Annotated in this window: 21 protein-coding genes; 5 read left to right on the forward strand and 16 right to left on the reverse strand. The window is 66.7% G+C overall.

Translation table 11 applies throughout. From position 1 onward, the window contains the following. Positions 1-18: 18 nt before the first annotated feature. On the reverse strand, positions 19-2,886 hold the full coding sequence (locus tag NMB43_RS07255) for a PAS domain S-box protein (protein WP_494351481.1): 2,868 nt from the start codon (positions 2,884-2,886) through the stop codon (positions 19-21). A gap of 195 nt (positions 2,887-3,081) precedes the next feature. Here NMB43_RS07255 and NMB43_RS07260 point away from each other — a divergent pair, with 195 nt between their 5' ends. Further along, entirely contained in the window at positions 3,082-3,288 is a 207-nt protein-coding gene (locus NMB43_RS07260) for a SlyX family protein (protein ID WP_494351482.1), read from the forward strand. A 7-nt stretch (positions 3,289-3,295) separates the two neighbouring features. Here NMB43_RS07260 and NMB43_RS07265 read toward each other — a convergent pair whose 3' ends face one another. Both NMB43_RS07265 and NMB43_RS07270 read right to left on the reverse strand, forming a co-directional pair. Continuing rightward, complete coding sequence (locus NMB43_RS07265) at positions 3,296-3,709, reverse strand: PilZ domain-containing protein (protein WP_494351483.1); 414 nt, start codon at positions 3,707-3,709, stop codon at positions 3,296-3,298. A gap of 35 nt (positions 3,710-3,744) precedes the next feature. Next, complete coding sequence (locus NMB43_RS07270; RefSeq protein ID WP_494351484.1) at positions 3,745-4,173, reverse strand: YkgJ family cysteine cluster protein; 429 nt, start codon at positions 4,171-4,173, stop codon at positions 3,745-3,747. A 109-nt stretch (positions 4,174-4,282) separates the two neighbouring features. On the opposite strand from NMB43_RS07270, the gene NMB43_RS07275 reads away from it, so the two are divergent. Then, entirely contained in the window at positions 4,283-4,564 is a 282-nt protein-coding gene (locus NMB43_RS07275; RefSeq protein ID WP_494351485.1) for a hypothetical protein, read from the forward strand. 9 nt (positions 4,565-4,573) lie between these two features. On the opposite strand, the gene NMB43_RS07280 is transcribed toward NMB43_RS07275, so the two are convergent. Further along, on the reverse strand, positions 4,574-5,122 hold the full coding sequence (locus tag NMB43_RS07280; protein WP_494352125.1) for an NnrU family protein: 549 nt from the start codon (positions 5,120-5,122) through the stop codon (positions 4,574-4,576). Between the two features lie 185 nt (positions 5,123-5,307). Between NMB43_RS07280 and NMB43_RS07285 the strand changes: the two genes are divergently transcribed. Next, complete coding sequence (locus NMB43_RS07285; RefSeq protein WP_494351486.1) at positions 5,308-5,727, forward strand: bacteriohemerythrin; 420 nt, start codon at positions 5,308-5,310, stop codon at positions 5,725-5,727. A gap of 46 nt (positions 5,728-5,773) precedes the next feature. Here NMB43_RS07285 and NMB43_RS07290 read toward each other — a convergent pair whose 3' ends face one another. The 3 genes from NMB43_RS07290 to mnmC all read right to left on the reverse strand — a co-directional run bounded on the left by NMB43_RS07290 (position 5,774) and on the right by mnmC (position 9,010). Then, positions 5,774-6,208 carry an OsmC family protein gene (locus NMB43_RS07290; protein ID WP_494351487.1) on the reverse strand — a complete coding sequence of 145 codons (435 nt, stop codon included), beginning with the start codon at positions 6,206-6,208 and terminating at the stop codon, positions 5,774-5,776. 86 nt (positions 6,209-6,294) lie between these two features. Next, a complete protein-coding gene (locus NMB43_RS07295; RefSeq protein WP_494351488.1) occupies positions 6,295-6,981 on the reverse strand; it encodes an outer membrane lipoprotein in 687 nt (228 codons plus the stop codon). Between the two features lie 166 nt (positions 6,982-7,147). Next, on the reverse strand, positions 7,148-9,010 hold the full coding sequence (gene mnmC / locus NMB43_RS07300; protein ID WP_494351489.1) for a bifunctional tRNA (5-methylaminomethyl-2-thiouridine)(34)-methyltransferase MnmC2/FAD-dependent 5-carboxymethylaminomethyl-2-thiouridine(34) oxidoreductase MnmC1: 1,863 nt from the start codon (positions 9,008-9,010) through the stop codon (positions 7,148-7,150). Positions 9,011-9,047: 37 nt separating this feature from the next. Here mnmC and NMB43_RS07305 point away from each other — a divergent pair, with 37 nt between their 5' ends. Then, positions 9,048-10,433 carry an HD-GYP domain-containing protein gene (locus NMB43_RS07305; RefSeq protein ID WP_494351490.1) on the forward strand — a complete coding sequence of 462 codons (1,386 nt, stop codon included), beginning with the start codon at positions 9,048-9,050 and terminating at the stop codon, positions 10,431-10,433. 294 nt (positions 10,434-10,727) lie between these two features. Here NMB43_RS07305 and lysS read toward each other — a convergent pair whose 3' ends face one another. From lysS to prfB, 9 genes are all read right to left on the reverse strand, one after another. Further along, positions 10,728-12,245 (reverse strand): lysine--tRNA ligase, encoded by a 1,518-nt coding sequence (gene lysS / locus NMB43_RS07310; protein WP_494351491.1) that lies wholly within the window; start codon positions 12,243-12,245, stop codon positions 10,728-10,730. Positions 12,246-12,379: 134 nt separating this feature from the next. Next, entirely contained in the window at positions 12,380-12,790 is a 411-nt protein-coding gene (locus tag NMB43_RS07315; protein ID WP_494351492.1) for a hypothetical protein, read from the reverse strand. Between the two features lie 137 nt (positions 12,791-12,927). Beyond that, a complete protein-coding gene (locus tag NMB43_RS07320; protein ID WP_494351493.1) occupies positions 12,928-14,007 on the reverse strand; it encodes a GGDEF domain-containing protein in 1,080 nt (359 codons plus the stop codon). Positions 14,008-14,100: 93 nt separating this feature from the next. Then, a complete protein-coding gene (locus tag NMB43_RS07325) occupies positions 14,101-16,893 on the reverse strand; it encodes an AAA family ATPase (protein ID WP_494351494.1) in 2,793 nt (930 codons plus the stop codon). A gap of 31 nt (positions 16,894-16,924) precedes the next feature. Continuing rightward, positions 16,925-17,659 carry a hypothetical protein gene (locus tag NMB43_RS07330; protein ID WP_494351495.1) on the reverse strand — a complete coding sequence of 245 codons (735 nt, stop codon included), beginning with the start codon at positions 17,657-17,659 and terminating at the stop codon, positions 16,925-16,927. Positions 17,660-17,667: 8 nt separating this feature from the next. Further along, positions 17,668-18,975, reverse strand: a complete 1,308-nt coding sequence (locus NMB43_RS07335) for a hypothetical protein (protein WP_494351496.1) — start codon at positions 18,973-18,975, stop codon at positions 17,668-17,670. A 36-nt stretch (positions 18,976-19,011) separates the two neighbouring features. Next, positions 19,012-20,004 carry an FHA domain-containing protein gene (locus NMB43_RS07340; protein WP_494351497.1) on the reverse strand — a complete coding sequence of 331 codons (993 nt, stop codon included), beginning with the start codon at positions 20,002-20,004 and terminating at the stop codon, positions 19,012-19,014. Next, on the reverse strand, positions 20,001-21,350 hold the full coding sequence (locus NMB43_RS07345; RefSeq protein ID WP_494351498.1) for a S1 family peptidase: 1,350 nt from the start codon (positions 21,348-21,350) through the stop codon (positions 20,001-20,003). Before NMB43_RS07345 ends, NMB43_RS07340 begins: the two co-directional genes overlap by 4 nt. Before the next feature lie 4 nt (positions 21,351-21,354). Further along, positions 21,355-22,459 (reverse strand): peptide chain release factor 2 gene (gene prfB, locus NMB43_RS07350; protein ID WP_494351499.1). Its coding sequence is split into 2 segments (ribosomal slippage): positions 21,355-22,377 and positions 22,379-22,459, totalling 1,104 coding nucleotides; the frame shifts between segments, so codons are not numbered across the junction. Between the two features lie 237 nt (positions 22,460-22,696). Between prfB and NMB43_RS07355 the strand changes: the two genes are divergently transcribed. Next, positions 22,697-23,923, forward strand: a complete 1,227-nt coding sequence (locus NMB43_RS07355; RefSeq protein WP_494351500.1) for a methyl-accepting chemotaxis protein — start codon at positions 22,697-22,699, stop codon at positions 23,921-23,923.

Raw genomic sequence — 23,923 nt, forward strand, 5'->3', positions numbered from 1 at the left:
CGCCGCCAGGGGCGCGACTCAGGCCGGATCGGCCGGCAGATCTGCGGCGGGTAGCAGGAGGGTGAAGATGGCGCCGCCTTGCGCGTGGTTGCGGGCGTAGAGCTGGCCGCGATGATCCTGCACGATGTGGCGGCTGATCGACAGGCCCAGACCGGTGCTGCCGGGTAATGGCACCTGTTCTACCTGGACGAAGGTGTCGAAGATGCGTTCCAGGTCTTCTTCCGGAATACCTGGTCCCTGGTCGCGCACGCTGACGCCATAGGCGTCTGCCCCGTTGGCCAATTTGGCGTCATGGATCAGGCGGACTTCCAGCAGGGCACCAGACGGACTGTACTTGATGGCATTGGAGAGCAGGTTGATGAGAACCTGTGTGATGCGGCCGTCATCATAGGTGCAGCGCAGATCCTGCTCGTCTTGCTCGATGCTGACGCGCAGCGACTTTTCGGCGATCACCGAGTGCAGCTCCGCCAGCGCGTTATCTACTGTCGTCCGCAGGGCATGCTCGCCGCGCAGGTAGCTCATGCGTCGCGCTTCCAACTGCGACATGTCGAGCAGGGCGTTGATGAGGCGCAGCAGGCGCTGACCGCTTTGGTGGATGCGCTGGTAATTGCGCACCAGGTCCTGTGCTTCCAGGGCCTGCGCCTTCTCGCTGCCGATCTGCGAGAACGACAGGATGGCGTGCATCGGCGTGCGCAACTCGTGCGACATGTTGGTCAGGAAGCTGGTCTTGGCCAGGCTGGCAGCCTCGGCCGCATCCTTGGCCTCCAGCAGGCGATGCTCGATGGTCTTCTGCTGCGAGATGTCGGTCAGGAAGGCGAAACGGTAAGCCTGCTCGCCTGCCAGGCGGCTGCCATGCACCAGGAACTGGCGGTTGTAGCCGTGTACTTCGAGGGCCAGTTCGCGGGGCGCCGGGTCTTGCGTGTCGGTGGCTTCCAGCGCGGGGAACAGCCGGTCCGCCAGCTCGTCGCCCAGCGCGGCGTCGATGCGGATGCCGATCAGCTCCTCGCGGCTGCGTTGCAGGTGGCGGCATAGCGCCGGGTTCACCTCGACGAAGCGGCGCTGCTCGTCAATCAGTGCGAAGCCGTCCAGGGTGGCGTCGAGCACGGCGCGCCGCACCTGCTCGGAGCGGCGCAAGGCCTGCTCGGCCGTACGCCGCGCGGTGATGTCGTCGATGATCAGGATCACGCCACGGCCGGGCGAGTCGGGCACCAGGGCGCGGGCGAACAGATCGGCCCAGAAGGTTGTGCCATCCTTGCGGCACAGTTCGATCTCGCTGCGGAAGGTATCGCCGCGCAGCAGGATGCTCTTCATCTCGCGGCGCGCATCGCGATAGGCCGTCTCGCTGCGGTAGAGCAGGCTTTCATGGCGCCCGACGATATCGACCTCGTCGTAACCGAACAGGCTCTTGAAGGCCGGGTTGACCACCAGCAGGCTGTTGCGCAAGGACAGGCACACCGCCAGCGGGCTGGCGTCGAGCATGGTGCGGACCTCGGCGGTACGTTCGTCGACCATGGCCTGCAGGTTGTCGCGATGATGCCGCAACTCCTCGTCGGCACGGCGGCGGGCGGTGATGTCGCGCACGCTCACGCACAGCAGGCTGTCGGCATTGAACTCCATGCGGGTGAGCGTCAGCTCCACCGGCATCTGGTTGCCGTCCGCCTGCATCAGGTGCGGCTCAGCCACCACCCGGCCATGCTGCTGCACCAGGCTCAGGATGCGTTCCCAGCGCATCTCGCGGCCAGAGAAGAGATCGCTGAAGCGCATGTGCTGCAACTCGACCGGCGAATAGCCACTGTGCTTGCCGAGCGCGGCGTTGGCATAGCGCAGGGCGCCGTTGCGGTCGCACCACAGGACCATGTCGGGCGACTCGTCCACCGTGTACTGGGTCAGGCGCAGGTGCGCCTCGGCCTTCTGGACGTGTTTGATCTGGCGCAGCAACAGACGCAGCATCAATGTCAGCACCAGCAGCAGCAGGGCGGCCACGCCGATGCGCGAGGCCGTGTCCAGCTTGTAGGCGCGCAGTACCTGGTCCGCGCTGGTGGACACGCGCACCACCAGCGGGATGGCATCGTCGCCCTTGAGGTCCACCACGAAGCGGTCGCCCTCGGTGGCCGACGACTGACGCAAGAACTGCGGCACCCGCGTGGGTTGCGGCAGGATCGCAGCCGGATGGCCAAGGGTGGAGGGATCGAAGGGGTGGTTGTGCACCACCATGCCGTCGGGGCGCATCAGCGTGATGCGGGTGCCGGGCCTGATCTGCAGGGAGTCGTAGAAACGCGTGAAGTAGACCGGTTCCACGCCGGATAGCAGGAGGCCGCCGAAGCTGCCGTCGCGCATCTGCAGGCGGCGCGTCAGCGGGATCAGCCACTTGCCGTCGGTGCGGCTGATCAGCGGGTCGCCCAGGCGGGGCAGAACGTCCACCTGGCTCTTGTGATACTGGAAGTACTCGCGGTCGGCCAGATTGACCCGGCGTGTCGGGTACTCCAGGCCGTGCGCGGCCAACAGGCCCTCGCGGTCGATCACGATCACCGCGCGGATATGCGGGGTCAGCACCACTTTTTCCTTCAGGCGCTGGTGCATCCAGCGCTCGTCCAGGCGCTCGATGCTGCCGGTGCGCTGGATGTCCTCGGCCAGGTTCTGCATCGCCTGTTCGACCGACACCAGGGAGCGCGAGGCGTGCTCGGCCAGCGAGCGCGCCAGCGAGGTCGACTGGCGGGCCGCGTCCGCGATGGTCGCGCGGTAGTCGCGCACCGAGATCCACGCCAGGGTCGCCACGATCAGTACTACGGTCACCGTGTACAACACGATGATCCCGCGCCGCAGCGGGGTCAGCAGATGGCGATCCGTGCGCGGGATGTCGAGGGTAGGCGGGCTTGCAACCGTCATGCGGGATGTTGAAGAAGAGTGCCAAAGAAGGGGCCTGAATGTTCTTACGACCCGCGATCAAAATGCTTGAAGCTTGCCACGACTAACCTCAGCGGGGCGTGTGTCGCATCAAGCTGGCGCGGTAGGGCCGCCTGTCCCGCCGTACAATGCCCGTCCGGGCAGGCCAGGGCCGGCCCGTCGTCGTCGAGGCCCCGCATGGAAGAACGTTTTACCCGCATCGAGAGCAAGCTCGCCTTCACCGAAGACCTGCTCGACACTCTGAACCAGACCGTCTACCGGCAGCAGCAGGAGATCGAGCGACTGCAACAGCAGATTCGCTTCCTGTATCAGCAGATGCAGGGCGCGGGCGAGGCGCCAGACTCGTCGCGCGATCCGCGCGAGGACATCCCCCCGCACTACTGAACGGCCCTCAGATCAGCGAGGGGCCGGAAACGATCGCTTCGGCTTCCTTTGCGGAGATGCGCACTGAGGCGGAGCGGATGACATGCACCGTCAGCCATTCGCGCAGGCGCTCCGCTCCTACCCCCTCCAGCGAGACGAAGCGGCAGCCAATCTGCCCCTCTGGTTCTCCCGGGACGAAATTGACGGGTTCGGCAATGCCACGGACCCGGTCGGGGATGCCGTCCAGCCTCAGCTCAAAGGGGAAAGGGGCCATTGAGGCCGCTGGTTGCGAGGATGCGATGCCGAAACCTTCGAGCGAGAGATCGTTGAGGTGCAGGCGCTGGCCATCCAGGGCTACCCAGAACGGCGAACTGCCGTCGGCATTGCGGGCCAGGAAACGCTGGCGCCGCCGGCGCTCGCTGTAGTCATCGGCTTGGCTCATCGTCTTTCGCGTCGAGTGTGGAACAAGACGAAAACTTAACCGAAAACTGGCTTATCTGGCGGAAAAGACGCTTGTTTGGGCTGAAAAGCACAGAACCCGGGGCGTGGTCCGACCTTCGGGTGCAGCCGGCAGGTGTCCGGCCGCTTGTCGTACACGGTGCAGAGCCGGGTTTGCGCGTCGAGGTACAGGCAGTCGCCGCTGGCGCGGCGGGCCAAGGTGAACAGGCCGTGGCGATGGTTGAAATGCGTGATCAGGCCGCGTTTCTGCAACTGCCGTGCCAGCAGCCGGGGCTCCTCCCCGGCCTCGAACGCGTCAAGGGCGCCCAGGCGCACCAGGTCGGCGATCCGCACCTCGACCGGCATGGTGCAGCAGGTGGCCCTGCACGTTTCACACATTCCCTTGCGGAAGCGGACCCAGGTCTCGGTCCGGTCGAGGTCGCAGGCAGGCAGGAGGCGGGTGTTCATGGCTAGAGGGGGGACGTAAAAAATGTGCGTATTCGTGTCAACCCGACTGTATGGGCAGCGTTATTCGCGTACGGGAACGCACCGTGAAACTGTATAGCAGGAGACAAGAATGGGAACCCTGTCCCAAGAATCCTATGCCGAATTCCTTGATTCGCTGAAAGCCGCCGGCGTCGAGATCAGCAACGAGCCGGAACTGCGCGAGCGTCTGGCCGAGACTTCCATCTGGCGCTATGCCTTCATGATCATGGCGCGCAATGGCCGCGCGCTGGGCATCAGCTTCATGGACCGCGGCGCCCGTCACAACATGACGAAGATCCGCAGCACCTTCTCCCGCTTCCAGTTCCCCGCGAACTCGGATTCGGTGTTCACCGCCAGCCTCGCCTCCGACTGAATCCCTGCCTCAGAATGCCGGCACGCCGAACAGCCCGGCGTGTCCGTGCATCACGCCGCCCGCCAGCACGATGCCGATCGCGGCACCGATCAGGTCCCACTTGAGCGCGGGGGCGAAGTTCTGGCGCTTGCCGGCGGCCAGCAGCCCGATCAGCGCGTAGAGCACGAAGGCGAGGAAGCTGCCGAACAGCAGCGTCTCGCGCAGGCCGCCGTTGGCCAGCAGATGCACGCCGGCCCACAGGCCCACGCCCACCAGCATCGGGTGATGCAGGTAGCGGCTCAGATAGCCCTGGAGCTTGCCGCCCCCGATCACCACCAGGATCAGTGCCAGCGTGACCAGCGCCGGCGCCGATTGGCGCGCCCAGGCCTGCGGCGCGAACAGCGGCGTATTGGGCGTATCACTCCAGCCCATGCCGATCAACACCAGCCCGGGCAGTGCGCACAGGCTGACCACGCCGCGCCAGGCATTGTCTCCCAGACGGGCGCCGACGAAGCGCCGGAAAGGCGGCGTCGCAGTGGCGATATGGACCGAAAAGAACAGCATCAAGCCAATCAGCATCAGTGTCACGGCGCGTCCTCCCGCAAGCCTGTCGGTGCCGTGAGGGTGCCTACAAACGGGGCTTGAATCAAGATTGTGGCGATGGATGACGCAGGCGCCGCATAGCCTTGATCGTAGTCAAGCCGTTGGGGGCGATAGTTTCCAATGATTAGGCAATCCAGTTTCCATTCATTCAAGGAGCCACCATGGAAGCCATCGCCTGGACCCAGGACCTCGCCGTCGGCAACGCGGAGATCGACGAGGACCATCGCCAGTTGTTCGTATTGCTGGAGCGCCTGCGCCAGGACGCCCGGACGGGGTTGATCAACCAGGAGACGCAGAGCATCGTGGATGCCCTGCGTGAGTACACCGAGACCCACTTTGCGCGTGAAGAGTCCTTCATGCGTCAGATCAACTATCCCGACTACGCCGCCCACAAGGCCGAGCATGAGCGTTTCGTGAGCGAGGTGTGCGCGCTGCAGTCGCGCGTGGCGCGCGGCGCACGCACGCTGTCGCTGTCGATCGAGCAGGTGCTGTCGGACTGGCTGCGGCGCCACGTGCTGGTGCTGGACATGGCACTGGCGCGTGCCGTGGCCGAAGCTGAGAGCCGCAAGGCCCCGGTCTGAGCCCGCTGTAGCGGTTGGTCCGGCGCCCGGCCGGGCCAGCAACAGCCTACTCGGCGGCCGGCGTGCCGACCTCGACGATGCTGAAGTCGTGGGTGATCTCGGCCGTCTTGCCCAGCATGAAGGTTGCCGAGCAGTATTTCTCGTACGACAGTTTGATGGCGCGCTCCACCACGGCGGGCTTGAGGTTCCGGCCGGCCACCGTGTAGTGGTAGTGGATCTTGGTGAAGACCTTGGGGTCTTCCTCGGCGCGCTCGGCGGTCAGCTTGACCTCGCAGCCGTCCACCGCATGGCGGCCCCGGCGCAGGATCAGCACCACGTCGTACGCAGTACAGCCCCCGGCGCCGGCCAGGATCATCTCCATTGGCCGCGGCGCGTGGTTCATGCCGCCCAGGTCACCTGCACCCTCCATGACCACGACGTGGCCGCTGCCGGTTTCGGCGAGGAACTTGGCGCCGCCGACCCATTTGATGTTGCATTCCATGAAAATCACCGCTCATTTCGGGGAAGGGCGCAGTGTAAACAACAAAGGGGCCGCATGGCCCCTTTGCTCGTCACCCTGAGAGGCTCTCAGCGCGGCGCGTCGAGCAACTGGTTGCCGCTGACGCGCACGTGCTGGCCCTGGCCGTAGACCGGCGCCTGTTCCATGCGGATGGTGCGGCTGCTGCCGTCATCCATGCGCAGGCTCACGTCGTACACGGTCTTGCTGCGGATCTTTTCTTCCGCCTTGTGGCCGGCCACGCCGCCCAGCACGGCTCCCGCCACAGTGGCGGCCGTCTTGCCCGAGCCCTTGCCGAACTGGTTGCCCACTACGCCGCCCAGCACGCCGCCGGCGACCGCGCCGACGCCACTGCCTTCGGCATCCACTTCCACCGGGCGGATTGCGCTGATCGTGCCGCAGTCGCCGCAGATCACCCGCTGCGTGTTGCTGCCCGAGCCTTGGGCGTAGTCGCTGCCACCGGTCGAGGTTTCGGTCTTCTTGGCGGGTGCCTTGGCCACGGTCTTCTTGGGCGGTGCTTCAGCGGCGGGCTTGGCTTGTTCCTTCGGGGCCGCTACGGGGGCCTCAGCCGCCGGTGCGACGGCTGCGGGCGCCTCGGCCACGGCCAGCGGGTCGCTCCCCTTGGCGGCCGGGGTGCCGACCCAGCCCATCAGCTTGGCGATACCCACGACCGCGAAGGCGGTGATGGCGATGGCGGCAATCCACATGACGGGGTGCAGGCTGGTGTTGCCGCGCTGTTTGAACGACTGGACTTGCATGACGATCTCCACGGTGGGGGCGATGCGCGAATAACGGCTTCGCCCGGAAGAGGGCTGACGACAGTAAAGAATGCTTACAAATCGTCATTGGCACGCTTGCAGCTTAGTCCCTGGCGCCCGCCACGGCAGCCGGCAGGCGACTGGAGGCGAGTTGGAGCGGATGGCGTCAGGCTTTCAGGAAACGGGTGGCGGCCACGGCCATGCCGAGCGCAGGTTCCACTGGCCAGGGCTCGTCTTCCATCTGGCAGGCCAGCAGCTCGGCGCACAGCGCACCCCAGACCAGGCCGCGCGCGCCGAAGCCGGTCAGCAGCCACAGGCCCGTCGCCTCGGGCAGGGCGCCCAGCATGGGCAAGCGGTCGGGCGAGATGGGCCGGTGGCTGACGCGCCCGTCCAGTTCGACGGTGGCGAGGGGCTGGGCGGCGCCGGGCAGCATCTTGTCCAGCTTGCCGAGGTTCTCCTGATGCTCGGCCGGGCGCAGTTCGAGCGAATCGTCGTCGACTACGAAGCTCGCGCCCAGGGCATGCAGGCCATCGACGGTCGGCGTCAGGTAGCCGGAGCCGCAGACCACCGTGTCGAGCGGAGCAAAGTGCGTGGCGGGCAGATGGCTGACCTGGCCGCGCGCCGCGCGCAGCGGCAACCAGTCCAGTCCCAGCAGGCGGCGCGCGTCGTGACCGTTGGCGAGGACCAGGTGCGGCGCTTGGGCCAGCACCGCGCCTTGCGCATCCAGTGCCTGCCATTCACCGTCGACGCGACGCAGGGCGTCGACGCGGCAGTGAAAGCGGGCGTCGAGCATCGGCGCGGCTGCAAGGCGGGCTGCACACAGGCTGGGCGGATTGACCCAGCCGCCGCGGGGGAACCACCAGGCCCCTTGCGCCACGAGCTGGCCAGCGCGTGCACTGGCTTGCGCCTGGTCCAGCCACTGCAGGAAGTCGCTCGGCGCCTGCAGGCTCGTCACCGCGGCTTCCAGCTTGCGCGCCTGGGCCGCGTCGCGCGCGACGTGCAGCACCCCGCATGGCGCCCAGCGCGGCGCGCTGGGGGTCTGCGACAGCCTATGCAATTCCTGCAGTCCGTACAGGAAACCGGCGCGCGTGAGGCGCGCCAGCAGATTGTCGTCGGCGCTGGGCAGGGGGCGGAAGGCGCCGGCCAGGTTGCCCGAGGCGCCTTGTGCCGGCGTGGCGGCCTCTTCCAGCAGCGTGAGCTGCCAGCCGCGCGCGGACAGGCGTTCGGCGATGGCCGTACCGGCGAGGCCGGCGCCGATGACCAAGGCACGGCGATCGCAAGGGGTGATTGGGCGAGCCTTGCCGTAGTGCCCGACCAGCATCTCCCGCTTGCCGGTGAAGCCCTGTGTCTTGCCGACCTCGAAACCCGCCTCGGCCAGTCCGTTGCGCACGCCGGCCGAGACCGACCAGGTGGCCAGCGTGCAGCCAGGCGCGGCCAGGCTGGCGAGGGCCTGGAACACGCCTGGCGACCACATGTCCGGGTTTTTGCCCGGGGCAAAGCCGTCCAGGTAGATCGCATCCGCCTGCGCCACGCAGCGCGGCAGCCAGTGCTCGGCCTCGCCCAGCAGCAAGGTCAGCACCACGCGGCCGGCATCGAACTCCAGCCGATGGAATCCCGGCAGCAGCATCGGCCAGGCGGCAACCAGCAGGTGCGAGAGTTCAGCCGGCACGCCGGCTGCCGCGTGGGCCTTGGCCAGGTCTGCCGCGTGGAAGGGATGCTTCTCGACCGAGATGAAGTGCAGGCGCCCGCAGGCCTGGGGATCGTCGCGCCAGGCCTGCCAGGTGGCCAGGAAGTTGTGGCCCAGCCCGAAGCCGGTCTCGACGATGACGAAACGTTCGCGCGCCTGCCAGCGATCGGGCAGCCCATTGCCGCGCAGGAAAACATGTTGCGCTTGGGCCAAGGCACCGTGCGTGGAGTGATAGACGTCGCCGTAATGCGAGGAACACGGCGTCCCCTCGGCGCTCAGTTCGAGCGAGGCAGGGTGCAGGGCGAGGGAGGGCTGTGGGGTGTGCAAAGCGATGTGGCGCACGGTTCAGCCGGAACGGTGACCGGCCGTAAACGCGTGGATGGACAGATTGACCGCGAATATACCCCAGGGGGCCGGCCATACCGGCTTGCACCTGGCCCAGTTGATGGGCGCGCTGAGTCATGCGCTGGACATGACCGAGGGGCAGCCGCCAGGGCATTGCGTGCGCTGTTGCTGGATCGGCATGCATCTCGGACGCGAGATCGGCCTGGACGCGGCGCAACTGTGGGAGCTGTACTACGTGCTGCTGCTCAAAGACCTGGGCTGCAGCAGCAATGCGGCGCGCATCTGCGAGCTGTATCTGGCTGACGACCTGAGTTTCAAGCGCGACTACAAGACTGTCGGCGACAGCCTGCCCAAGGCGCTCGGTTTCGTGCTCGCGCATACCGGCCTGAAGGCGGGGCTGGCCGAGCGCTTTCGCGCGATCCTCCACATCATCCAGAACGGTGGGGATATTGCGCGCGAACTGATCGAGACGCGCTGCCAGCGCGGGGCGGAGATCGCGCGCCAGTTGCGCTTCTCTGAGGCGGTGGCGCAAGGCGTGCAGAACCTCGACGAGCACTGGAACGGGAGCGGGCGTCCGTTAGGCTTGAGTGGCGCGGCGATCCCGGTTTACGCGCAGATCGCGCTGCTGGCGCAGGTGGTGGATGTGTTCCACACCAGCGCGGGGGCCGCCGCCGCCCGTGCGGAGGTAGCACAGCGCAGCGGAAGCTGGTTCGACCCGGCCTTGTGCCGCGCGTTTGACGCTGTCGCCGCGCAGCCCGCGTTCTGGCAGAACCTGGCTGCCCCCGATCTGCCGCAGGCAGTGTTCGCGCTGGAGCCGGCGCAGCACGTGGTGGCGCTGGACGAGGACTACCTGGACGACATCGCCGCCGCCTTCGGCCAGGTGGTCGACTCCAAGAGCCCCTACACCAGCGGCCACAGCGCGCGCGTGGCGCTCTACACCGACATGATCGCGGAGGTCCTGGGGCTCTCAGCCGAGCGTCGTCGCTGGCTCAAGCGTGGCGCCTTGCTGCACGACGTCGGCAAGCTGGGCGTCAGCAATGCCGTGCTCGACAAGCCGGGCAAGCTCGACAGCGAGGAGTGGCGCGCGGTGCAGATGCACGCGGCCTACACCGAGCAGATCCTGTCGCGCATCGAGGCGTTTGCGGAGCTGGCGAAGATCGCCGGCGCGCACCACGAACGGCTCGACGGCAAGGGCTACCCGCGCGGCATAGCCGCCGACGAGATCGCGCTGGAGACGCGCATCATCACCACCGCCGACATCTTCGACGCGATCACCGCCGAACGGCCTTACCGCGGCGCGATCCCGATCCCGAAGACGCTGGAGATGATGGCGGAGAACGTTGGGACTGCTATCGACGCAAGCTGCTTTGAGGCGCTCAAACAGGCCTTGCAGCGACTGGATCAGCAGCGCCGGTCCTGAACTTACGCTGCGCTGCTAAATCCTGACGCTAATGGGTGCAGGAATCGTCGCGAGCAAGTAGCCCGGATGAAGGCCGCAGGCCGGGAATCCGGGGCGGTTGGTTGATTGGATAAAACTCCCGGATTTCGCTTCGCTGCATCCAGGCTACTTTGAGCCGTTTTTCAGCAGGTGTGAATAATGGGTGCAGGAATCGTAGCGAGCGGGTCGAGGTCGGGATGAGGAGCGAAAACGTACGAAATGTACGTTGAGCACCGGAGTCCCGAGATCGGCCCGCGCAGTAGATTCATGCGTCCATTATTCAGGGCGCATTTGTGGGAAGAGGATGACGTCGCGGATGGCGGGGCTGTCGGTCAGCAGCATGATCAGCCGGTCGATGCCGATGCCGCAGCCACCGGTGGGCGGCAGCGCGTATTCCAGCGCGCGGATGTAGTCGGCGTCGTAGTACATCGCTTCCTCGTCGCCTGCGTCCTTGGCCTTGGCCTGCGCCTGGAAGCGTTCGGCCTGGTCTTCGGGGTCGTTCAGCTCGGAGAAGCCGTTGGCGATTTCGCGGCCGACGATGAACAGCTCGAAGCGCTCGGTGATGCCCGGATTCTTGTCAGAGGCGCGTGCCAGCGGGCTGGTCTCGACCGGGTAGTCGATGATGAAGGTGGGGTTCCACAACTGCGCTTCGGCCGTCTCTTCGAAGAAGATCAGTTGCAGCGTGCCGAGGCCAACTTCGCCCTTGGGCAGTGCCTTGCGCTTGGCCAGCTCGTCGCGCAGCCAGGCTTCGTCATTGAGTTGTGCCTCGGTGAATTCGGGGCAGTACTTCAGCACGGCCTGCACCATGGTCAGGCGGTCGAAGGGCTTGGAGATGTCCAGCTCGCGGCCCTGGTACTGGAACACCTCGGTGCCCAGCGCCTCGCGCGCGGTGTGGCGCAGCAGGCCTTCGACGAAGTTCATCAGCAGCGTGTAGTCCGCGTACGCCTCGTAGAACTCCATCATCGTGAATTCAGGGTTGTGGCGCGGCGACAGACCTTCGTTGCGGAAGTTGCGGTTGATCTCATACACCTTCTCCAGGCCGCCCACGACCAGGCGCTTGAGGTACAGCTCGGGCGCGATGCGCAGGAACATCTGCATGTCCAACGCATTGTGGTGCGTGATGAAGGGCTTGGCCGAGGCGCCGCCAGGGATGGGGTGCATCATCGGCGTCTCGACTTCGAGGAAGCCGGCGTGGTCCATGTACTTGCGCACCGCCGACACGAGCTTGCTGCGCGCGATGAAGGTGGCCTTCGATTCCTCGCTGGTGATCAGGTCCAGGTGGCGCTGACGGTAGCGCTGCTCGATGTCGGCCATGCCGTGGAACTTGTCCGGCAGCGGACGCAGGCACTTGGACAGCAGGCGCACGGTTTCCGACTTGATCGACAGCTCGCCGGTCTTGGTCTTGAACACGACACCCGTGGTGCCGATGATGTCGCCGATGTCCCAGGCCTTGAATTCGGCGTACAACTCTTCGCCCACCGCGTCGCGCGTGACGTAGAGCTGGATGCGGCCCGACATGTCCTGGATGGTCACGAAGGTGGCCTTGCCCATGATGCGCTTGAGCATGATGCGGCCGGCCACGGCGACACTCACCGGGGTCGCTTCGAGTTCTTCCGGGGTCTTCTCGGCATAGGCTGCGTGCAGCTTGCCGGCCAGGTTTTCGCGGCGGAAATCATTGGGATAAGCACTGCCCGACTCACGCCATTTGGCCAGTTTGGCGCGGCGCTCGGCGATGATGTGATTCTCGTCCTGGGCGGGGGCCTGGTCGGCTGCTGGCTTGTTCTGTTCAGACATGATGAGTGGGTCTCGGTGATGACAGGGCGCCAGACGTGGCGCGGAAACCCGCTATTTTGACCGATTGGGCGGTGGGTGTCACACCCGCCGTTCTTGCAGCCGCCGCGCAAGGAAGCGGCTGCCGCTTGTGTGGCTCAGTCCTTGCCGTGGCCTTTACCCTGTCCCTTGTTGCCCTGCCCCGGGTTGTCCTTGGGGCCTTTGCCCTTGCCCTGCTTTTCACGGTAGGCCGGCGCATAGTCGCGCTCGTACCAGTCGTCCTGAACGAAATAGACGGGGCGAGCACACGCGTTGTAGTGCTTGCAGTGCTTCTTCCAGTCCTTGGCATGACCGGGCGGCACGCGCATATAGACCGGGGCGTAATGGCCACCGCGCTCGATGATCACCGGCTCGGGGTAGATCACGCGGGGCTGGGGGAAGTTACCGATGTCGATACGGCCGTAGAAGTTCGGGTCGCCGATGCTGACGGAGACGCCGATATCGGCGGCTTGGGCCTCGGAGAACGCCAACAACAGACTCGTGAGCAGAGTGGGGATGGATGCCTTCATGGATTACCTCGTGTCAGGGATAAGTATCTGGCCAGGTTGGATGCCATGGCGCATAGGGGTACAACGTCCGTGGACGCGCGCACGATGACGGCTTGTTTCGTCTGTGCCGGAGGAAGGGACTGCGATCGCTGGCGTACTCAACCGAATAGCGAGTCGATATCGGCCTGGAGTTCCGCATTGGTTTCTGGCGCGGTCGGTGCGTCCACCAAACCTTTGGCCACCAAGGTCTCGTAGCGGTTGATCTGGTTGCGGCCGTTCTCTTTCGAGAAGTACAGCGCCTCGTCGGCTTGGCCCAGGATCTCGGCCGGGGTCAGCTTGGGGTCGATGCAGACGTAGCCCATCGAGCAGGTGACTTGCCCGACCTGCGGGAACTCATGCGCTTCCACCGCGCGGCGGAAGCGGTCCAGCACCGTCTCCGCCATGTCAGGTGAGACGTGGCGCAGCAGTACGATGAACTCCTCGCCGCCGAAGCGGAACAGCTTGTCGCTGGTGCGGAAACTCTTCTTCATGAGTTCGGCCACGCGCAGCAATACTTCGTCGCCGAACAGATGGCCGAAGTTGTCGTTGATGCGCTTGAAGCGGTCGATGTCGACCACCGCCAGCCAGCAGTCCCGGTCGGTCGAGGCGTTGCGGTTGTCGCCGTCTTCCTGGCTGCGCCGCGCCTGTTCGGCGATCTCGATGAAGCGGTCGAAATTGTCGTCGAAGGTCTTGCGGTTGTTCAGCTTGGTCAGCGTGTCCAGCTCGGCGTAGTCGAGAATGCCCAGATGGTCGGCATAGATGTTCAGCAACTGGCTCACGCAGTCGAGGATGGCCTCGGACGGGATGTAATTGGCATGGGCCTCGAACACCGCCACTGGCGTGCTGATGTCGCCCACGCGGAAACCCATGCGGGTGCTGCCGTCGGTTTCGATGACGCCGATGCCGGAGGGGTTGGAGACCGCGTCTTCGAACAGCGGCTCCGCCAACAGGTCGTGCGCCTCGTTCTCGGTGTGTTCGACCGCCGTGGTGGAGCTTTCGCCATCCAGGATGGCCCATGCCATCGGCACCGCGCTCATGCCTTGCTGGTGGGCCTTGACGGCATAGAGGATGCCGTAGCGCGCTTCCAGCAACTCGGTGGCCGCCGTGACCACGGATTCGGCGATGCGCTCGCGGTCACGCGATGCTTCGAGCGAGCGCAGGCGGCTGAGCAGCTTGAGCAGGGCGGTCTCGGTTCTCATCGGGCTTCCGGTTGAATAGTCGGGGTGGCCGCCAGGATCGGCATCTTCGTCTGTAACGGCAGGCCAGGCCGAAGCTTGATGACCCCCCGATGCTTAATCAATGAGCCTTTGCAGCACGCCGATGGGCGGCGCCCACTCTTCTACGGGTTTCTTCTTACGTGTCACCAGGGTCAGTTGCGCTGGCTGGAACACGTTGGCGTTATGCGTGACCGGTGTGGTGATCAGGTACTGCGCACGCGTCGCCCGCAGGAAGGCGCCGACCTTGTCGATGTTGGCCACGTCCAGGTGGGCGAAAGGTTCATCGATGAAGACGAAGCCGCCGGGGCGGGCGTCGTCCATCAGCAGGCCGATCAGCAGGATCAGTGACTTCATGACCTGCTGGCCGCCCGAGGCCTCGCCGTCGTTGAGGCTTTGCGCGCCTTTCTGGTCGAAGTCGAAGGCGACTTCCAGGCCGGCCGCGGCCAGCACCTGGTCGTCGTTGTCCAGCGTGGGCACCGGGCACTCGACGTGCACCCCGGCCAGTTCGCCGAGCGCCCGCAGGTTGCGGCCGTACTCGCGCACGGTGGCGCGCAGCTTGGCGATATAGGCCGCCCGGGCATCGTCGACCAGGCTGCGGGTGCGCTCGGTATAGGCCAGGCGCGAGGCGTAGTCGGCCTGGCGCTGGTCCAGCTCCAGCCCCAGCTTCTCCTTGACGATCAGCACGCTCTCGTCAGTGGGCCAGTCGCCCTCGTTGAGGCGACGGCGCAGGCGGGAGAGTTCGTTACGCGCACCCGCGAGGCCACCGTAGTGTTCGGCCAGCTCGGCCAGGGCTTCCGGGCTCAGCCATTTCGCAGGCATGCCGCGGCGCTTGCTGCGCAGGCGCAACAGGCGGGCGGTCTGCTCCAGGCGTTGCGGACGCGCGTCCGAGCCGAGGCGGTGCAGGATGTCGCGCGCCTGGGCCAGATCGCGGTTGCGGCGGTCGTACTCTATGGCGATGCCTTGCAGGCGTTCCTTGCAGCGTTCGACCTCGGCCCTGGCTTCCGTGAGCGCCTCTTCCAGGCGCTGCAGGGCGTCCTGTGCGGCCGGCTTGTCCTGCGCCGCCGCCTCGAATTCGCCGCCGCGTGACAGCAGCAGCTCGGCCGCCTGCATGCCCAGCAGTTTTTCGCGCGCCGACTGCATCGCTGCCTGGGCCTCGTCCTGCTTCTTGCGCGCCCAGGCGAGCTGCTTGTCGAGTTCGGACACTTCCTGCTGGAGAGCGTCGATGCGCGCTTTGCGTGCCAGTTCGCCGAACCAGAATTCGTGCGGCACGCCCAGATGACGCGCGCCGCGTCGCTCGCGGTGGTAGCCCTCGCGGGTGATCCAGTCCTGCTCGCGCGGCAGCTTGGCGCCGGCCTGCGCGTTGTCGACGCGGCGAATGCGATTGAGCAACTCGGCCAGCCACTTGGGCGGTTCGCCGGCAAAGCGCAGCACTTCGAGCAGGCTGCCGGGTTGGGCTTCGGGGCAGGGCGCACGGTCGGCCACGATGAAGTGGCGGAAGCGCTCGCGTTCGCCCAGGGCCCAGGCCTGGTGGCGGTCGTTCTCGTCCTCCAGCAGCACCAGCGAGCGGTAGGGGCGCAGGATGGCTTCCAGCGCACCTTGCCAGCTTGCATCCGTGACTTCGACGATCTCGGCCAGCAGGCGGTGTTCGATGCCCGCCTCGTGGAGCGCGGCACGGAAGCGCTGCACCTCGCCATCCTGCGGCGCACCGGACTTGGATTGCGATTCGCGCAGGCGCTGGGTCACGTCTTCGAAACGCGCGGTGAGGTCCTTGATCTTGGCGCGCGCGGCCTCCCATTCGGCATAGGCGGTGGCGGCCGCGTCTTCCGAGGCCAGGGCATCGCTGCCGTGTTCCTTGGCGACACGCTCACGCAGCGCATCGCGCTCGGCCAGCTTGCGTTCGATGTCGCGCAGCGCATCGCGCGCCGCCAGCCATTGGCCGTTGGTTTCGAACTGGCGGGTGTTGGCGGTGTTGAGCGCGGTTTCTGCCTCGCTGCGCTCGCCGCCCAGGGCGGCCAGGCGTTGCTCGGATTCGGCGCGCGTGCGCTCGGCCTCCTGCACCGTCAGGCGAGCCTGGCGCAGCTTGTCGCGCGCGCCTTCGATCTCGTGTTCCAGCTCGGCCACTTCGAGGCGCGGGATGGCCTCGGCTTCGAGTGCGGTGACTTCACCCTGCAGGCCGCGCCACTCTAGGAAGCGATCGGCCTCCATGCGCTTGCCTTCGGCCTGCGCGCGCAGGCGTTCGAGGTCCAGCGCCAGGGCCTCCAGTTCGCGTTGCGCGGCCTTCTGTTCTTCGCGTGCAGCCTGGTAGTTGTCCAGCACCTCCTTGTCGCCGAACACGTCGAAGACGAGGTCCAGCAGCGCGCGCGGCGAGTATTCGCACAGCTTGTCGGTGTCGCCTTGCTCCAGCGACAGCACCTTGGCGATGGCGGGCGTGAGGCCGGCATAGGCGAGCCGCGACTGGTAGTCGCGCAGGCCGATGAACTGCGCGCTCTCATCCAGTTGCTCGACGGTGACGATGCCGTCCTCGATGCAGTACTCGCGGGTCCAGTCGCCGCTGGCGCGCTTGACGCGGCAGGCCAGCGTGACGTTGTCCTTGAGGCAGGGGAAGAAGGGCCGCTTGCCACTGGAGCCCGGTTGGTTGGAAACCGTGGCGCGCAACCACGCAAAGCCGGAGTTGGAGCGCCGCACATAGCGGCGGAAGTCGCGCTTGCCGGAGCACTTGAGCGCGAACAGCGTGCGCAGCGCGTCGAGCAGCGTGGTCTTGCCGGAACCGTTGGGGCCGACGATGGTGATGATCTGGGCATCCAGCGGCAGCGTGAAGCGGCGCCAGAAATCCCAGTGGACGAGTTCGATGTCGCGGATGTGGAACATGCGTGCCTGTCGTGATGTGTTCTGTCAGGGCTCAGGCGTCTTCGCCGGCCTCGTCGATGGGGTCGCCGGGCTCGCCGTCGTCGATGACTTCGTCATCCAGGATGTCGTCGTCGAGATCCACCTGCGTCGGCACGCTGCGGCCGGCTGCAGCCAGCACGTCGGCCAGGGTGCCGTTGATGATGCGGTCGGCCAGTACGCGGTAGTCCAGCAGCACGTCGAGCAGCGGGCCTTCGTGAATGTAGCCGTTGCGCCGCTCGATGAAGCCCAGGCGGGCGAGCTTGCCCAGCCCGAAGTTGCGGATCTTGGTCTTGCCGCCCAGTTGCGCGCCGAAGTCAGCCAGCAGCGAGGCTTCCGAAATGGCTCCGGAGACTTCCTCGCCATGCACGATGGGTTTTTCCTGGCCGAACATGTCGTCCTGGCCGTCGTCGTCGATGCCGCGCCGGCCCAACTGGCGCTCGCGCTTGGGCAGGACGATCAGGGCCCAGATGACGATCAGCAGTGCGATCTCGTCGCGCGTCAGGCCCATGGTGCTGGCCTGGTATTCACGCCCACCGAACACCCAGTCCATGACACCGTCCTTGAGGCCGACGGCGACGTGCGCGGCAAAGGGGTTGTCGAGCAGGGCGAGGCCCACTTGGCCGAGACGTTGCTCGATCTCGCTGCGGAAGCTCTCGTCGACCAGGGCACGGCGCACCTGTTCATCGGTGCGGGGCAGCCAGCCGTGGGCAATCAGGCGGGCAGTGAGCGTAGTGATGTCGTGTTCCATAGGAAAACTCAGGGAGTTTGAGTGGTCGTGCCGGTGTCGGCGCCGGTCGGCGCGCCACGCTCCTGGCGCACGATCTGGCCGGCCGACATGCGGGCGATCTCGTCTTCATTGACGGTCACGAGTTCGTGTTCAAGCAGCAGGTCGTAAGGCATCTGGGTGAAGTCGGCGACCGGGCCTTCGGCTTGCGCTTCGACGCCACCGAGCAGGGCTAGCAGCGACAGGCGATAGCTCGCCGGACCGAAGCCGCCGCCCAGCACCAGCTTGTGCAGCGGCGCGGCGGAGGGGATGCCGCCGACGCGCTCGCTCAGCTTGTTGAGCAGCGACAGGTCTTCGGTTTCCGGCGCCATGTCGCGTGGCGCTTCGAAGGCCGGCGGCAGGCTGGTATCGGCCTCCATGCGCTTGACCTCTTCCGACAGCACGCTTTCGGCGCGGTCCAGCAGTTCGTGGCCGCCGGCCAGGAACTTGGCCTGCGGCGCCGCGATGAAGGCACCGTCCACGAGCGCCACGATGCGGCGTGCATCCAGGCTGCGCAGCCAGGCGGCCGCATCGGAGGACGATACGCCGGAGGAGCCCAGGGTCACGCGCTGTGACTCGATCTTGTTCAGCGCGCGCTGGAAGGCCGCATCGACGCGCGCCAGGCGGCTCTGCGCCAGGCCGATGGCATGTGCCACGCGACCGGTTTCAGCGCTGATCTCTTCGTCGGCCAGCAGGCTGCGCAGGAACTCGGTGCCTTTCTCCAGCCAGCGCGTGTTGGCTGACAGGCGCGAGCGTGCGTCGAGGATGCGGAACTCGGAGCCGGAGGCGATGGCGTCCTCGAAGGAGCCGGTCAGCGCGTTCAGCTTGGCCAGCAGGTGCTGCAGCATCTCCGGCGTCAGCGTACCGGTGGCCTGCATGCCGGCGAGCTGCGTGGTCAGGAAGCCCAGCTCGGCGTCCTCGTTGTCGCCGAAGCGCAGCAGGGCGGCCACCGCGGCCACCGCATTGCGGCCGGCATCCGAGAAGGCGTAGCGGCCATCCTCGCCGACCCCCAGCAGGCCGTTGCCGCGCAGGCGCGCCAGCACGGTCTCCAGCTTGATTGGGTCGATGTAGGAGAAATGGCGGCGCAGTTCGTCCGGCTCCCAGCGCGGGCGGTCGGCGTGGGCGCCGATCTCGCGCAGCACGTGCAGGCGGATGAAGACCTCTTCCTCGCCGCCGCGGAACAGCGTGATGAAGGTGTCGATGAGGCTGCGCGAGCGCACCAGCGACCACAGCGCGGGCACGTCATCGGGTTGCAGACCGGGTTGCAGGAACTCTGCGAGATCGAAGGGGCGGTTATCCATGGCGACGGTAAGTGGTGACAGCGCGGCGCGGGCGCGTCATTCCTCGACGAATTCGTCGTCGTCCTGCGTCCCGCTCTCCTGCTCGTCGGCGGCTTGCGCATCGACGGCGGGGCGTAGCTTGCCGATGGCGGCGACGAAGTCATCCGGCGATTTTCCGGAGACCAGCCGCAGGGCGGGGAGGTAGGTCGTGGTGACCAGCGGGTCACCCAGCAGGCTGCGGCGCGCTTCCCAGTTCGAGATCATCCACAGGCTCAGCGGCAGGGCGAGCAAGACCAGGGCCAGGGCACGGTTGGCCTGTGGCCAGCGCAACTGAGCCAGCGACAGGTGGCGGAACAAGGCCCAGCCCATCAGCGCGAAGGCAAGCGGCGTGATCGCCTGGGCCAGCCAGGACAGTGACAGGGCATAGGCGGTGAGGCCGATGAGCTGGCTGCTCAGCTCTACACCCAGCATGGTCCAGGCGGCAATGGCCAGGTGCGCGCCGAACTGGGCGCGGCCCGAGAACAGACGGGTCAGCATGGCCCACAGCGCGGACCAGCCGACGACCAGGCCGAGCGGGCCCAGCACCGAAACCATCCAGGTCTTGGCGCCGATCTCGTTGAACTGGTTGAGCGGAGTCTGGGCGATGGCGATCAGTGCGATCAGTACGACCAGGGTGGTTCCCGCCGACAGCGAGAAGGCCTGCGAGGCGAAGGCGTCGATGCGCTCGGGGGCGACCGCTTCGTCCGGGCTGCGCACGCGCAGCGTGGTGTGCCCCAGGCGCACCATCTGGCCGGGGCGCACGCGGGCAAGCTGCACCCGCCGGTCGTCCAGGAACAGACCGTTGCGGCTGCCCAGGTCGCGCACCAGCAGCTCGCCCGGATCGTCGGGGTTGGCGCTGATCTCGATGTGGCTGGCGGCGACATAGGGGTCGTCGAGCACGAAATCGTTATGCAGGCTGCGGCCCACCGTGGCCGGCAGCGACTGCAGGCGCTGGCGGAACTGGAACTCGCCCGAGCGGCTGGCGAATTCGAGGTAGAGGTCGCGGTTCATCGCGTGGCCTCCAGGAAGCGGCGCACGATGGCCTGGGCGTCCTCATAGCTTGCGCCACTGACGGCCAGGCGCGTGACCAGGGCCTGGCGCTCGCCGCGCGCATCGGCCGCGCGCTCGTCGACCGACATCGCCACCATGTTGAACAGGTAGATGCCCTGGAACTTGCGCAGGCCCGCCGCACAGAAGGCGACCCGCCAGGTGCGCTCGCCCAGGGTCACGAAGTCCTCGCTGCAGCGGCGCACGCCAGCGTGCTTGCGCGGCATGCGCGGGCCGGGGATGCCGAACTGCGAGGACAGCAGGGAGTCGAAGCGCAGGCGGTTGAATTCGCGGCTGCGCACCAGGGTGTGATCCCAGGCCACGTCGCCGATGTTCAGGTTGTTGCCGAGGAACAGGCTGGCGTCGGAGCGGCAGTTCAGCGAGTCGGTGGAGAAGGACTTCTGTTCCTGGTGATTGCTGGTGCTGGCCCAGCAGCGCACATAGGGCAGGATTTCTTCGGCCACCTGGAAGCGGCCCAGCTCGCGTTGCGCCAGCGGCTTGCTGAAGAGCTGAGCATGCAGGCCTTTCTGGCGGGCGGCGAGCTGCTGGGTGATGGCCTTGACCAGCGCGGCGCCATCCGGTGCGGGGGCGTCGGCCGGTGTGGCGCGGATCAGCTCGGCGGCGAAGCGCACTGGCACGACGTAACTCACCAGTTGCCCGCGCAGGTTGCGCGCGACGTTGATGCCGTACACCTCGCCGCTGCCGGTCAGTGCCGGGCCGCCGGACATGCCGGAGTTGATCGGCCCGGAGAACAGGAACTGCTCGCGGTAGTCGCCTTCGACCACGCCGTTATGGGTGCCTTCGACGATGTTGAAACCCAGGTCCAGCGGGCGGCCCAGCGAGAACACCTTCTCCCCGCGCTGCGGCTCGCGCGCGGCCAGCGCGAAGGGCGCACCGAGCGCCGCCGTGGTGGCCTTGAAGCGGACCAGCGCGAGGTCGTGCGCGATGTCGATCGCCAGCACTTCCAGCTCGCCGCGCGTGTTGTCGGTGCTGACCCACTCCAGGGTGTACTGGTCAGGCTCCAGCACCTTCTGCGAGACCACGTGGTAGTTCGTCACCGCCAGCGTGTGCTTGCCGTCGTTGCGCACCAGGAAGCCCGAGCCGATGGAGGACTGTGAGCGCGAGGCGGTGACCAGCGAGCGGATCTGCAGCAGGCGTGGCTTGGCCTCGGCGAACACGCGGTCGGCCGTGGCCGAGCGGGTTTCCGCACTGCTCGGTGCGGGCTGGCTGGGCAGCAACTGGGCCCGGCCCTGCCCGGCGAGGAGCAGGGCAGGCAGGGCGAGCAGGAGGAGGCGATGGAGTCCGCGCACGCGCTCAGACGCCTTGCTTGAGGCTGGCCTGGATGAAGCCGTCGAGGTCGCCGTCGAGCACGGCCTGCGTGTTGCCGACCTCGTAGTTGGTGCGCAGGTCCTTGATGCGGCCCTGGTCCAGCACGTAGGAGCGGATCTGGTGGCCCCAGCCGATGTCGCTCTTGGCGTCTTCCAGCTTCTGTTGCTCGGCCTGGCGCTTGCGCAGTTCGGCTTCGTACAGGCGGGCGCGCAGCATCTTCCAGGCTTCATCCTTGTTGCGGTGCTGCGAACGGTCGTTCTGGCACTGCACGACGATGCCGCTGGGCACGTGCGTCAGGCGCACCGCGGAGTCGGTCTTGTTGATGTGCTGGCCGCCGGCGCCGGAGGCGCGGTAGGTGTCGGTGCGCACGTCGGCCGGGTTGATGTCGATCTCGATCGAGTCGTCGACCTCCGGGAACACGAAGACCGACACGAAGCTGGTGTGGCGACGCGCGTTGGAGTCGAACGGTGACTTGCGGACGAGGCGGTGGATGCCGGTCTCGGTGCGCAGGTGGCCGTAGGCATAGTCGCCGGTGATCTTGATCGTGGCGCTCTTGATGCCCGCCACTTCCCCCTCGGACTCTTCCATCAGCTCGACGGTGAAGCCCTTCTTCTCGCAGTAGCGCAGGTACATGCGTTCCAGCATCTGCGCCCAGTCCTGGGCTTCGGTTCCGCCGGCGCCAGACTGGATTTCGATGAAGGCCGGCTGCGGGTCCATCGGGTTGTTGAACATGCGGCGGAATTCCAGGCCTGCCACCTTGCCCTCGACCGTGGCCAGATCGGCTTCGACGGCGGCCACGGTGTCCTCGTCCTCTTCCATCGAGGCGAGCTCGAACAGCTCGGCACAGTCCTTCAGACCCTGCTCGATGGCGTCGATCTCCAGCACCACGTTTTCCAGGGCCTTCTTTTCGCGGCCCAGTTCCTGCGCGAACTGCGCGTTGTCCCAGATCTTCGGGTCTTCGAGCTGCTTGCTGACTTCGACTAGCTTTTCGGCTTTGTTGTCGTAGTCAAAGATACCTCCGCAGTTCCTGACCCCGGGTCTTGAGGTCGGACATCTTGTTGGTGATGGCGTTGAGGCGTTCTGCTTCCATGTTTCGATTACCGGTTCATTTCAAGAGTAGCCGCGCATTATAGCGGCTCCCCCCTGCCTCACTCCCTGCCCGAGAAAACCCTGCCGCAGACGTAGGCTCTGCGATGGTGCGCGGGGCACTGTCGCGGTGCCCGGTCGACCCTGTTATCCCGGTGTTTGTGATGGTTTTGGCAGATTGGCAAGCAACTTGCATCAGCCGCCATATAACGAGAAACGCCCATCACGGAGACCCGAACTCATGGCCCAGACCCCGTCCTTGCCCCTCCCGTCCGGTGTCCGCGTGGCGCCGCCGGGGCTTGTCGCCACCGGCAGCAGCGTGCGCCCACCGGACGCCCTGGCGATCCTGTGGGGGGCCGGCCTGCTGAGCGGCCTGGCGCTGGGCCTGGCCCTGGCACAGGGGGCGTGGCCGGGCGTGCTGACCGCGCTGGCCCTGGTAGCGGTCGGGGTGCTCATGCTGTGGCGGGCGAGGGTGGCCGAACGTCGCCTGCTGGACGGATTGAGTGCTTTCGCCCAAGCCTTGGCGGCGGGCGACCTGCGCCAGCGCATCGACCCGGCCCGCGTGCCAGCGCATCGCGTGCTGGCGGAGCAGTTCAACGCCATGGCGCACGCCCTGGGACGCGTCTTCATCGAGCTGTCGCGCAGCACGCACGAGCTGGCCAGCGTGGCTCACGAGACTTCGGCCAATGCGGTGGGTGGCGACGAGGGCGTGCGCGCCCAGCGCGACGTGACCCAGTCCTCGGCGGCGGCGCTGGAACAACTGACGGCGGGCCTCGCCGTGGCCAGCGACAACGCGCGTGACATGGCTGGCGTGGCAGCCAGCACGGGCGAGCTGGTGGCAGGCTGCCAGGCCCGTGTGGCCCAGTTGGCGGACACGCTGGAGACGCTGGCGGCGGCGGTGAGTGGTGCTGATGGCAATGCTCACCGGCTGGACGAACGCTCGCGCGAGATCGGGGGCATTGCCGGCCTGATCGGAGACATCGCTTCGCAGACCAACCTGCTGGCACTGAATGCGGCCATCGAGGCGGCGCGCGCCGGTGAGCAGGGGCGCGGTTTCGCGGTGGTGGCCGACGAGGTGCGCAAGCTGTCCGAGCGTACCGCCCAGGCCACGCGCGACATCGCCGAGCGCATCGCCGGCATCGAAGGGGATGTGCAGGCCATGCAGGCAGCCATGGACCAGGTGCGTCAGCGCACCGCGCGCAGCGGCGAGGACAGTGCGGCGGCCGTGGCTGCGCTGGACGAGGTGGCGCGCTTGGCCGGATCGACACGCCACCTGGCCAGCGAGACGGCCAGCGCGGCGGCTGAGCAGAGTGCCGCCTGCCAGAGCATCGCGCGTGACATCGAGTCGGTGGCGAGCCTGGCCGACAGCAACGAGCGCCTCACCCACGACAACCGTGAATTGGCGCAGTACCTCGACCAGCTTGGACGTCACCTGTCGGTGCACATCCAGCACTTCCGTTACGAATGA

This window comes from Uliginosibacterium sangjuense (assembly GCF_059132465.1).